At 71.7% G+C, this 12,163-nt stretch carries 6 protein-coding genes and 1 CRISPR repeat array (1 of these 7 running past the window's edge); of the genes, 4 read left to right on the top strand and 2 right to left on the bottom strand.

From position 1 onward, the window contains the following. Positions 1-2,751: a CRISPR direct-repeat array (repeat unit 28 nt; unit sequence GGACCATCCCCGCGTGCGCGGGGAGCAC) (it extends 5,702 nt beyond the left edge of the window). A 118-nt stretch (positions 2,752-2,869) separates the two neighbouring features. Next, a complete protein-coding gene (locus AB0B76_RS47160; protein WP_360389000.1) occupies positions 2,870-4,840 on the bottom strand; it encodes an N-6 DNA methylase in 1,971 nt (656 codons plus the stop codon). A gap of 87 nt (positions 4,841-4,927) precedes the next feature. Here AB0B76_RS47160 and AB0B76_RS47155 point away from each other — a divergent pair, with 87 nt between their 5' ends. Continuing rightward, positions 4,928-5,089 (top strand): hypothetical protein, encoded by a 162-nt coding sequence (locus AB0B76_RS47155; protein WP_360388997.1) that lies wholly within the window; start codon positions 4,928-4,930, stop codon positions 5,087-5,089. Positions 5,090-5,177: 88 nt separating this feature from the next. After that, positions 5,178-5,888 (top strand): hypothetical protein, encoded by a 711-nt coding sequence (locus AB0B76_RS47150; protein WP_360388994.1) that lies wholly within the window; start codon positions 5,178-5,180, stop codon positions 5,886-5,888. On the opposite strand, the gene AB0B76_RS47145 is transcribed toward AB0B76_RS47150, so the two are convergent. Next, entirely contained in the window at positions 5,787-6,983 is a 1,197-nt protein-coding gene (locus AB0B76_RS47145; RefSeq protein WP_360389027.1) for a serine/threonine-protein kinase, read from the bottom strand. The two genes, AB0B76_RS47150 and AB0B76_RS47145, sit on opposite strands and share 102 nt — an antisense overlap. 232 nt (positions 6,984-7,215) lie before the next feature. Between AB0B76_RS47145 and AB0B76_RS47140 the strand changes: the two genes are divergently transcribed. Together AB0B76_RS47140 and cas3 are read left to right on the top strand one after the other, a co-directional pair. After that, positions 7,216-9,342: a UvrD-helicase domain-containing protein gene (locus AB0B76_RS47140; protein WP_360388992.1), complete on the top strand. Its 2,127-nt coding sequence runs from the start codon at positions 7,216-7,218 to the stop codon at positions 9,340-9,342. Beyond that, positions 9,339-12,152 carry a CRISPR-associated helicase Cas3' gene (gene cas3 / locus AB0B76_RS47135; RefSeq protein ID WP_360388989.1) on the top strand — a complete coding sequence of 938 codons (2,814 nt, stop codon included), beginning with the start codon at positions 9,339-9,341 and terminating at the stop codon, positions 12,150-12,152. The genes AB0B76_RS47140 and cas3 overlap by 4 nt, the downstream gene beginning before the upstream one ends. Positions 12,153-12,163 lie beyond the last annotated feature (11 nt).

Below are 12,163 nucleotides of genomic sequence, written 5' to 3'. Positions count from 1 at the left end.
GAGCACTCGCGGCCGAGGTTCCCGATCGCGGGGCCGAGCGGACCATCCCCGCGTGCGCGGGGAGCACGCGGCGGTCCAGGCGATCACCCAGTGCCGCAGGGGACCATCCCCGCGTGCGCGGGGAGCACATCGGCGCGGACTGTGGCGGCGAGCACCCGGAGGGACCATCCCCGCGTGCGCGGGGAGCACTACAACTCCCTGATCTGCCTGGCCAGTTTGAGCGGACCATCCCCGCGTGCGCGGGGAGCACTTGATGAGGTGGAGGTCGTACTCCGGCTTGTACGGACCATCCCCGCGTGCGCGGGGAGCACCCCCCTCTTCAACCAACCGCGACCTTGGGTGTAGGACCATCCCCGCGTGCGCGGGGAGCACACCGCCAGCAGCCAAATTGGAGATTGCCTGGAAGGACCATCCCCGCGTGCGCGGGGAGCACTTAGGGGAACGATGATGGGCCTAGCACGGGAACGGACCATCCCCGCGTGCGCGGGGAGCACGACGGCATCCACGCCAGCATCACCGCACACGGCGGACCATCCCCGCGTGCGCGGGGAGCACATCAGGGTGGCGTCGCCGGGTGTGGTGGTGTTGGGACCATCCCCGCGTGCGCGGGGAGCACGGTCTCCCCTTCCTGGTATGGCGTCCATCCGCCGGACCATCCCCGCGTGCGCGGGGAGCACTACTGGCCCTCATCGCTGCCGTCATCGGCGGCCGGACCATCCCCGCGTGCGCGGGGAGCACACGGGCGCAGGCGAAAGCTTCGCCTGTACGACCGGACCATCCCCGCGTGCGCGGGGAGCACGTTGGCGGCCCAATGGGACGCGTACGTCACCGAGGACCATCCCCGCGTGCGCGGGGAGCACCCGAGCCAGAGAATGCCGTTCTTCCGCTTGTCCGGACCATCCCCGCGTGCGCGGGGAGCACCTCGTGCGCACGGCCGAGGTGATCCGCGACGAGGGACCATCCCCGCGTGCGCGGGGAGCACTGCTGGGTGGTGGGCCGACGGGGGCCGCGGGGGGGACCATCCCCGCGTGCGCGGGGAGCACCAGCCCGTCTGAGCTGCTGCTCATCCCTGTCCCGGACCATCCCCGCGTGCGCGGGGAGCACCGAGGGTGGCTTCCTCGTGCCCGAGGAGTTCCGGGACCATCCCCGCGTGCGCGGGGAGCACTCGGTGCGGCGGCCGGTGTCGTGATCGGGGGCGGGACCATCCCCGCGTGCGCGGGGAGCACTCGAACAGCGGGCCGTACGCCTGCGTGCGAACGGGACCATCCCCGCGTGCGCGGGGAGCACCGCGACAGTCTTGTCATCCGCGACACCCGTCACGGACCATCCCCGCGTGCGCGGGGAGCACGCTTCTTCCGGAATTGAACCGGTCGGTGCTGACGGACCATCCCCGCGTGCGCGGGGAGCACACCTGCCAGGCCCCCTCGAAGTGGTAGCCGAACGGACCATCCCCGCGTGCGCGGGGAGCACTTGGTGGCAAGGATGGGCGTGAAGCTCTCGACGGGACCATCCCCACGTGCGCGGGGAGCACTGCCGCCACGGTCACCACGACGACCGGCACCGGGGACCATCCCCGCGTGCGCGGGGAGCACGCCGGGGCGAGAGCGGCGGCGGACAGATCGTCAGGACCATCCCCGCGTGCGCGGGGAGCACGTCGAGGCAGGCCTGGCCGCGTTGCGCCGCGACGGACCATTCCCGCGTGCGCGGGGAGCACGCCGTGTCGTTGCTGAACTGGAGCCAGGCGGCCGGACCATCCCCGCGTGCGCGGGGAGCACGACTCTCGCTCGGCGACCAGCCCCGACACGTGCGGACCATCCCCGCGTGCGCGGGGAGCACGGCGCCGGTACCAGCGTCACCCTCGACATCGTGGGACCATCCCCGCGTGCGCGGGGAGCACGCATCCGCAACCCCCCGAGCACATCCGGATACCGGACCATCCCCGCGTGCGCGGGGAGCACAGTTGCCAAGCGGATGAGGAGCGCCGGCTTCAGGGACCATCCCCGCGTGCGCGGGGAGCACTTCACCTCGCCGTGCCGCGTGGACGGCTTCAGGGGACCATCCCCGCGTACGCGGGGAGCACTCCAGGGCCGTCTCACGCCGGACCGCAGACTCCGGACCATCCCCGCGTGCGCGGGGAGCACTTCGTGCTGGTCGACGTCGACCCCACCGGCGTGGGACCATCCCCGCGTGCGCGGGGAGCACCCGGACCGGGCGAAGGACAGGCTGGCCGACGCCGGACCATCCCCGCGTGCGCGGGGAGCACCCGGCAGGTTCATCGGTCGCTGTTACCAGCCCCGGACCATCCCCGCGTGCGCGGGGAGCACATGGCCTGGCTGAGGCCCCGCATGTTCATCCAGGGACCATCCCCGCGTGCGCGGGGAGCACGACAGCGCCAACCAGAAGCGCGCCGAGTTGGTGGGACCATCCCCGCGTGCGCGGGGAGCACGGCCTCGGGCGCCGCCGTCCCGGCGGCCTCAGCGGACCATCCCCGCGTGCGCGGGGAGCACTTCCCCGACCAGGACCCGATGGCCGTCGTCCGGGGACCATCCCCGCGTGCGCGGGGAGCACAAGATGCGGGCAATGGACTGGAGCGTCTCATCGGGACCATCCCCGCGTGCGCGGGGAGCACGTGTCGCACCAGGCGTTGACCAGCGCCGTCGAGGGACCATCCCCGCGTGCGCGGGGAGCACTCGCCTGCGTAGTCCAGCGCCCCGCAGCGGTACGGACCATCCCCGCGTGCGCGGGGAGCACACTTCCTGACCTGCGCGGCTGGAGATCAAGAGTGGCGATTTTGTTCACTTGCTCGCGCGATCCATCATACGGGCTGGGTGTGCGGAGCAGACATTGTCGGACCCTATGGGAACTCAGCTCAGCGTCTGTTGGTTGGCGCTGCTTCGAGGATGCCGGAGCTGAGCCCGCTCTCGATTTCGTGTGCGAGGCCTGCGCCGGTTGCCGCTGCGAGTTCGAGGGTGGTGCGGAATTCGGCCAGACGCCGAAATGTGTCGCCGTACTCGCGTTGGGCCTGGAGCGTCAGCACTGGGATGGTCAGGCGTCGCAGGTCAGAGCGGAATGTTCCGCTGCCTGAACTCGACGGTCGGCCGCTGTTGCGCGGGTTGTCATTGTGGGCGAGGAACCCGGCGACGAACCACGGGTCGAAGCGTGCCGGGTCGATGCGGAGTACCTGCATGTCGGGGGAGAGTTCGGTGCCGGCTTGCTGGCCGGTGGCGACGCGCGGGATGGACGGGTGGCCGACGGTTGGGATGAGGATGTCGCCGGCTTGTAGCTCGACGCGTCGCAGGATTGCCATGGTGCCGGACCGGACGAGGTCGCCAAGGCTGACCTGGGGAGTCGAGCGCACGGATGCGGTGGTGGCCGGTCGTACCGCGGGCAGCGCGTGGCGGACCTGGTCGAGGAGTCGTTGGAGGTTGGTGATGGCGGCGATGGTGTGGTCTGGGTCGCCGCCTGGTCCGCTTGCCGGTGGCAGGTAGCGCTGTGGCGTGAGGTCGACGTGGTCGTGGAGGATGTCGATGGCGGGGACGCTGCGGTATACGCCCGCAGCCTCGGCGGGCTCGCCGGACCGGTGCTGGTGCCATGCGGCGGTGACCAGGTCGAGGGGGCGTTCGGTGCCGGAGGCGTCGATGAACAGGATCCGGTCGGCCGGTGGCTCGTCGGCGTGGGGCTGGGTGAGGGCCCAGATGTGCAGGCCGACGCCGGCCGGTGGCATGAGGCCGGGCTTGAGTGCGACGACGGCGCGGAGTACGCCGCGGCGGATGAGTTCGGCGCGGATGCGTCGGCCGGCGGGGCGGAGCGCGGCGGCGGGCGGCATGAGCGCGGCGGCGGTGCCGCCTGGCGCAAGGTGTGCCAGGGCGTGCTGGATCCAGGCCAGTTCGGGTTCGGTGCGCGGTGGTAGTCCGTACACCCAGCGTGGGTCGTAGGCGAGCCGGTCGTGTCCCCAGTCGTGGATGCCGAACGGGAAATTTGCTGCGATCACGTCGGCGCGCAGGTCGGGGTAGGCGTCGTTGAGCAGGCTGTCGCCGACGTGGAGGACGGGTGGTGGGGTGTTGCGGCCGGCCTCGATGGCGCGGCGGTGTACGAACTGCAGTCGCAGGTGGGCGATGAGGGCGTATTGGGGCTTGATCTCCTGGGCGAGGCATGTGATCGCAGTGCCGGTGCGTACTGCCCGGTCGGCGGCCATGCGCAGGATGGATCCGGTGCCGCAGGTGAAGTCGAACGTCACCGTGCCCTCGCCGGTGAGGGCGAGCATGGCTTCGGCGACGGCGTCAGGTGTGCTGGCCAGGCCGGACATCGACTGCGCCGAGGTGACGTACTTGGTGTGGAGGAACTCGAAGGCGGTCTCTGGGTCTTGTTCCTGGGCCAGCAGGTGGATGGTGTTGAGGATCGTTGTCAGCTGCGGGGTCCATTGCGCCGGCAGGAGCTCGTCGACGGTGGCGGCGAGGCCGCGGTCGATGCTGCGCAGCCGGGTGGTGAGTTGCTTCGGGGTGAGCAGGCCGAGGGCGGGTTTCGTGGCGTGGGCGAGCAGGTAGGCGCCGGCGATGCCGAGGGCGTCGCCGATCTGGGCCGCGGGCTGGTAGCTCTCGATGTGTCGCCATGCCCATTGTTCGGTGCCGGCCTGGTGCAGTTTGCCTTGCTCGCGGAGCCATTTCTCGACGGCGCGGGCGCTGAAGGTGGGGCTGGCCGGGGTGCCGCCGACCGGGGTGGGGAAGTCGCCGTAGCGGCGGCGCCAGTTGCTGACCGCCGCCCGGCCGACGCCGGCGAGTGATGCGATGCCGCTGGCGGTCAGGGTGGCGTCGCCGATGGCGGTGTTCTCCTCCTGCTGCACGAGTTAACATTATCAGATGCTTGTGGCCTATGTTCACAGTGCTCTACGCTGAGGCGTATCCACAACGGTTCACATGGGGGAGGGGTTATGGCGCGCCGCGGTCGCAGCACCACGATCGGCAAGTTCGCCAAGCTCGCGCAGGCTCGCCAGGCATCGGAGATCCGTGTCCTCGGCGAGCTGCTGCGCAGGGAGCAGCGCGAGGCGCCGACCACCGTCACCACCGTTGACACCATTTCGCCCGACGACTGAAGGAGGACCATGAACACGCTTGTTCGTACCCACCACGCTTCCCGCCCCGGCGCCGTCGTTCGAGCCGGTCGCGTATCTGTGTGACGGTGTGCGCCGGTTCGGCGGCCGGTTCCGCGACCGGGTGCCGTATCGGCGGGTGCGGCTTGACCCTGTGCTGGGTCGAGCGATCGCCGATGCGTACGCCGCGGCGCCGGACCGCGACGCGCAGGCCGACGCGGTCTACGCTGCCTTCTGCCGGGACACGGTCCAGCAGTACCACTTCCTGATCGGCCGTATCGAGTACGGCGGCCTCGGGGTTGCGGTCCGGATCGTCGATGAGGATCCGTATGCGGATGCTGCGGCGTTGCTGGACGATCTCCGCTGTCGGCGGTTGCGGGTGTTCGCCAGCGCCGCCAGTGGGAACCCGCATCCGTACCTCAGTGACGGCGAGAACGACATGTTCCGCGCCGTGCACGACGCGTTCGGTCACGCGGCCAGCGGCCGCGGCTTCGACCCGCACGGGGAGGAAGCGGCCTGGCTCAAGCACCGCACCATGTACTCGCCGCTGGCCCGCCGTGCACTGACCACGGAGGTGCGCGGGCAGACGTGCGCTCTGGTGTTTCGTGGTGAAGGGTTTCCGCCGCAGAAGGCGGTGCTGCTGCCTCGCCGGTTCAGTGACCCGCGGTCGGTGCGGATCGACCGCGGGTCCCGCCCCGTGTCAGCCCGGGCCACCGCGGTGGGCCTGCAGCCGCTGCAGTTCCGCCTGCACCTGCAGCAGGCTGGCGTGGTCGGCGCCGACCACGCCGAGCTGCCGCTGTGACAGGCCGTCCAGCAGCCGCACTGCGCGCTCGTGTTCGCCGAGCAGCACGTGGGCGCCGGCGGCACGAATCCAGCAGTCGACGGCAGCGGCATGGGCCGGCCCGTGCTCGCCTTCGTGGGCGGTGGCGAGCCTGCGCCAGGTTCGGACGGCGGCCCGGTATGCGCCTCCCGCCTCGAGCCGTTCCGCGGTCGCGACCGTGCTTTCGTCGTCCGGTTCGGTCGTCCTGGCGTGGGGAATCGGGGCGTCTGGCAGGCGTGTCGGGTGTCGTCCCACGACGGCGGCGTAGGCCCGGACCGGGTCGGCGCCCTCGGTGACCACGCCGGGCAGCGGCGGGAGGTCGACGGCATGCGGAGCGAGCGCGTCGTACACGTCGAGCGCGCTGCTGGGCCGGTCCTCGGGCCGTTCGGCCAGCAACGCGCCGATGAGGGCGTCGAGCTCCGCTGGGGTGTCGGGTCGCAGCGCGGCGGGGCGGGGCGGTGCCTGGCTGAGTTGGTGGCGGACGGTGGCGAGCGTGGAGCCTGCATCGAACGGTGCGCGTCGGGCGAGCAGGTGATACAGGATGCCGCCGAGGCCGTATAGGTCGGTGCGGTGGTCGATCGGTTCGCCGAGCACCTGCTCGGGTGCCATGTATCCGACGGTGCCGAGACTCTGGTCGCTGCGGGTGATCCGGGAGTAGCGCGCGTCGTCGTGGATGGTGGCCAGGCCGAAGTCGAGGACCTTGACGGCGCCGCTGCGCTCGAGCATGACGTTGGCGGGCTTGAGGTCGCGGTGCACGAGGTTGTGCCGTTCGGCGGCGATGAGTACGGCGGCGATCTGGGCGCCGATGGCATAGACCCAGCCGATCGGCACGGGGTCCACCTCGGCTGTCAGGTCGGCCAGTGTCGGGCCGTTGATTTTTTCCAGGATGAGATACGGGCGGCCGTCGTGCATGTCGAAGTCGTGGATGGTCGGCACCCCGGGGTGGATCAGGCGGGCTGTCAGCAACGCCTCGCGTGTGAAGCGGCGCAGCAGGTCGGCGTCCATGCCGGCCGGGCCGACCTTCACGATCACCTCCCGGTCCAGCACGGTGTCGCGGGCCGTCCACACATCGGCCATGCCACGGTGCGGCAGGCGAGGGTGCTCCACGAGATACCGCTGCTTGAGGTGCAGACCGACCATCACGGCAGTCAGCCTATCGAGCGGTGGGGCGAAAGCCGGAGTCGATGAGCTGTTCGGGTGAACCCCCATCGGTCACCCGTGCGTGAATGGCCGCCATGATGGCATTGCTTGTAGTCATAGTTCACAACTATGCTGGCCCCGGTCCAACACGTCAATGGGGAGGGGTGCGATGGCGGAACTGGCTATTGATACGGATTTTCTGCGCCGCTACGGCAGCCTGCCCAAGGCGGTGCAGCGTGCGGTGGTTGCGGCCATCAGCAAGTTCGACCAGCACACCCACGCCGGGCTGCATCTGGAGAAGCTGGCCGGGGCCCGCGACCCGAACGTGCGGACCATCCGGATCTCCGACTTCTGGCGCGGGATCGTCGTCGCGCTCGGCAACGCCAAGTACCTGCTCACCGAGGTACTCCCGCACGACGACGCCAACACCTACGCGACCACCCGCGTCTTCTCGGTCAACCCCGCCGTCGGCGTCCTGGAGGTGCGCGACGCTGCCGGCATCGAAGCCTTTGCGCAGGCGCTGCCGGAGGATCCGATGCCCGACGGGCTCTTCAACCACGTATCCACGGCCGAGCTGACGCGTCTCGGTGTCGACCCCGGTTTGGTACCGCTGCTGCGCCGGATCGACACCGACGGACAGCTGGACGGCCTGTGCCCATTCCTGCCTCGAGTACAGGCCGACGTCCTGCGTGGGCTGGCATCCGGGATGCCCGCCGCGGAGGTCTTCGAGGAACTCGCCGAGCGGATCATCGGCGGTCGCGACGCCGCCGATGTCGACGTCGACGACCTGGAGGCCGCGGCGCGGCGCACCCCCGACCGCATCACGTTCGTCTCCGGACCGGTCGAGCTCGCCGCCATCCTGGCCCACCCGTTCGCGCTGTGGCGTACGTTCTTGCACCCGACGCAGCACGACGCGGCCTACCGCGAGGTCTACAGCGGCCCGGCGCTGATCACCGGCAGTGCCGGCACCGGCAAGACCGTCACCGGCCTGCACCGGGCTGTGCACCTCGCCCGCCGGCTGCCGGCCGACGGGTCGAAGCTCCTGCTCACCACGTTCACGCGGGCCCTCGCCAAAGCGCTGGAACGCCAGCTCGGCCTCCTCGCCGACGAACCCGCGGTCCGCGCCCGGATCGACGTCATCAGCGTCGACCGGCTCGCACACGAGATCGTCGCCCGGACCGGAAAGATCACAGTGCCGGCCGAGGACGCGCTGAGCAGGTTGTGGGAGGAAGCGGCGGCGAACGGTCCCACGTACCACAACCGGGCCGGTCGGCTCACCCGGTTCGGCGGGACGTTCCTGCGCCGCGAATGGGAGCAGGTCGTCCTCGCCCGGCAGCTACGCACCATGGAGGCCTATCGTGAGGTGGCCCGCGCCGGACGCGGTGGCGGGCTGCGCGCCGAGCAGCGGGACCAGGTGTGGGCCGCGATCCAGGGCGTCGTCGCGCAACTGGCGAAGCGCGGTATGCGCACCTACACGCAGCTCGCCGACGAGGCCGCCGCGATCGCCGGCGCCGCACCGGCGCCGTACCGGCACATCGTGGTGGACGAGGCGCAGGATCTGCATCCGGCGCAGTGGCGGCTGCTGCGGGCGCTGGTCGCGCCCGGCCCCAACGACCTGTTCCTGCTGGCCGATCCTAACCAGCGCATCTACGACAACCGGGTGTCGCTGGCACAGCTCGGCATCCAGGTCCGTGGCCGCACCCGGCGGCTCACCGTCAACTACCGCACCACCCACGAGATCCTCGGCTACTCCGTCGGCATCCTCAGCGGACAGTCCGTGGTCGGCCTGGACGGCGAGCCGGACACACTGCACGGCTACCACTCGGTCACGCACGGTGCCGCGCCGGCGCTGGCCGGCCACCCAGACCGCACCGTCGAACTGGATGCGCTCGTCGAGTCCGTCGGCACGTGGCTGGAGCAGGGGGTGGAACCCCATGCGATCGGCGTCGCGGCGCGCACCGGGCAGCTGGTCAACACGATCACGCGGACGCTGCGGGAGGCGTACATCGATGTCGCCGACGACCGGCAGGGCACCGACGGTGTCCGGGTCGCCACCATGCATGGCATGAAGGGCCTGGAGTTCCAGTGCCTGGCCGTGGTCGGCCTCGACGCCGGCGTCCTGCCGGCCCCCAACGCCGTCACGTCCGCGGCCGAGGACGCGCACGCGCATCAGCAGGATCTGCAACGCGAGCGGTGCCTGCTGTTCGTGGCGATGACCCGGGCCCGCGATGTGCTGTATCTGTCGCACAGCGGCACGCCGAGCGTCCTGCTGCCGGCCGTCGGGGTGGCGCCGTGACGTTGGATGCAGCGGCCCGGTCGGTGTGGGGCAAGACCGACCGCACCGGGCAGTCGCCCGTCGGCTGGCTGCCGCTGTGGCGGCACCTCGCCGACACCGCCGACGTGGCCGGGCAGCTCTGGGACCACTGGCTCAGCCGAGCGGTGCGCCGCCGGATCGCCGACGAGCTGCCCGGCGGCGACCGCGACGGCCGCACCCTCGCCGTGTGGCTGGCCGGCGTTCACGACGTCGGCAAGGCCACGCCCGCGTTCGCGATCCAGGCGCCTCTGCTGGCCGAACGGATGCGCGACCACGGCCTGACCTACCACAGTGGACAGATCACCGCCGACCGGCGGCTCGCCCCGCACGCCACCGCCGGGCATCTCGTCCTCGCCGACTGGCTCTCCCAGCAGGGCTGGGACGACCCCCACCCGTACGCGGTCGTCGTCGGCGGGCATCACGGCGTGCCACCGACGGATGAGCAGCTGCGGCAGCTGCAGCTGCGCCCGTATCTGCTCGGCGACCCGGCGTGGCACGACGTGCAGCAGGAGCTGCTCGCCTGGGCCGGGGAGCGGTCCGGGGCCGCCAATCGGCTGGACGGCTGGCGCGACGCCCCGCTGTCCCAGCCGGTGCAGGCGGCACTCACCGGGCTCGTCATCGTCGCGGACTGGATCGCCAGCAACGAGGAGTTCTTCCCCTACGTCGTGGACGGTACCGACGCGGCCCGGCTCGTCTCCGGCTGGGAGCTACTCGACCTGCCCGAGCCGTGGACACCGGCAACGCCGCCGGCCGACGTCGACGCGCTGTTCGCCGCCCGGTTCGATCTGCCGCCCGGCGCTACGCCGCGGCCGGTGCAGCGCACCGTCGCAGAGCTGGCCGAGACCATGCCGGCCCCCGGCATGATGATCGTCGAGGCGGCCATGGGGGAAGGCAAGACCGAGGCGGCACTCGCCGCGGTCGAAATCCTCGCCCGGCGCACCGGCGTCGCCGGCTGCTACCTGGCGCTGCCGACCCGGGCGACCAGCGACGCCATGTTCGGCCGGATGCTGTCCTGGCTGCGCCGGCTGCCCGACGCGCAACCCGGCCGGGGCGCACTGGACGTGCGGCTCGCCCACGGCAAGGCCGCGCTGAACCCCGAGTTCGACCGGCTACGCCGCACGCCGCTGCCCAGCAGCATCGGCGAGGACGACGGCGGCGCCGACATCGCGGTCCACACCTGGCTGGCCGGCGCGAAACGGACCATGCTGTCGAGCTTCGTCGTCGGCACCGTCGACCAGCTCCTCTTCGCCGCGCTGCGCGGCCGGCACCTGGTCCTGCGCCACCTCGGCCTCGCAGGGAAGGTCGTCGTCATCGACGAGGCGCACGCCTACGACGTGTTCATGGGGCGGTTCCTCGACCGGGCATTGGAGTGGCTCGGCAGCTACGGGGTGCCGGTCGTGGTGCTGTCGGCGACGCTGCCCGCCGCCCGCCGCGCCGAGCTGCTCGAGGCGTACGACCGCGGCCGGCTCGGGCCGGCGCCACGGCGGACCTGGCGCGACCGGGGCAAGCCCGTCGTCGACCCGTACGCGGCGGCACGCGCCGACCTGCGCTACCCGCTCGTCACCGTCTCCGCAGCGGACCGTGGCACCGTCGCGACCAGCTGCGCCGAGTCCGGCCGCGGCCTCGACGTCCAGCTGCAGCGGCTCGACGACGACCCGGCCACCCTCGCCGAACTGCTGCGCGAGCGGCTCGCCGGCGGCGGCTGCGCCCTCGTGGTCCGCAACACCGTCGCCCGGGTCCAGGACACCGCTGCAGCGCTGCGCGCCGCACTCGGCTCCGATACACCGGTGGCCGTCGCCCACTCCCGGTTCATGGCCGTCGACCGTGCCGCGAAAGACCGCTGGCTGCGCGACACGTTCGGCCCGCCCGGCGCGGCGACCCGCCCCGACCGGTACGTCGTCGTGGCCAGCCAGGTCGCCGAGCAGTCCCTCGACATCGACTTCGACCTGCTCGTCACCGACCTCGCCCCGGTCGACCTGATCCTGCAACGCATCGGCCGGCTCCACCGCCACCCGCGACCAGGCCGCCCCGAACGGGTCGCCACCCCGGCATGCTTCGTCACCGGCGCCGACTGGACACAGGAGCCGCCGCAGCCGGTCGCCGGCTCCCGCCGCGTCTACAGCCCCGCGGCGCTGCTGCGCGCCGCCGCCGTGCTGCTGCCGCACCTCGACGGGAAGCCACTGCGCCTACCGGCCGACATTGCCCCACTCACCCAGGCCGCCTACGGCGACGCCCCGGTCGGCCCGGCATCCTGGCAGCCGGCGATGACCTACGCCGACGAGCGGCAACGCGAAGAGACCGCGGCCAAGACGGCCAAGGCCGACAGCTTCCGGCTCGCCGAGCTCGGCGAGCCCGGTGCATCCCTCATCAACTGGCTGACCGGCGGCGTCGGCGACACCGATGAACGGGTCGCCCAGGGGCACGTCCGCGACACTGACGGCGAGTCACTTGAGGTACTGCTCCTGGTGCGCACCACGGACGGGCTGGTCCTGCCGCCGTGGATCGACGGCGGTGGCACCGCGGTCCCCGTCGCCGCTGAGCCGCGGTGGCCGCTGCCCCGGCAGATCGCCCGCTGCACGCTGCCGCTACCCCGGATGATGACCGCGCCCGAGGTCATCGACGACGTCATCGCCGACCTGGAGCAGCGCATGGATTTGCGCGCCTGGCAGGGCAGCGCCTGGCTGGCCGGCGAGCTCGCCCTCGACATCGACGCCGACGGCAACGCCCGCGTCGGCGACTTCATCCTGCACTACCACCGCGACGACGGGCTGCGGGTCACCCGCGCCACCTGAGTCGCCCAACC

This window comes from Dactylosporangium sp. NPDC049140 (assembly GCF_040648435.1).
The sequence above is the reverse complement of the archived record's forward strand: the minus strand, read 5'-3'. Positions and strand labels throughout refer to the sequence as shown.

Coding starts and splice junctions, on each gene's coding strand:
- AB0B76_RS47155 (WP_360388997.1), top strand. CDS start 4,928: ATGGCGCGCCGCGGTCGCAGCACCACGATCGGCAAGTTCGCCAAGCTC.
- AB0B76_RS47145 (WP_360389027.1), bottom strand. CDS start 6,983: ATGGCCGATGTGTGGACGGCCCGCGACACCGTGCTGGACCGGGAGGTG.
- AB0B76_RS47140 (WP_360388992.1), top strand. CDS start 7,216: ATGGCGGAACTGGCTATTGATACGGATTTTCTGCGCCGCTACGGCAGC.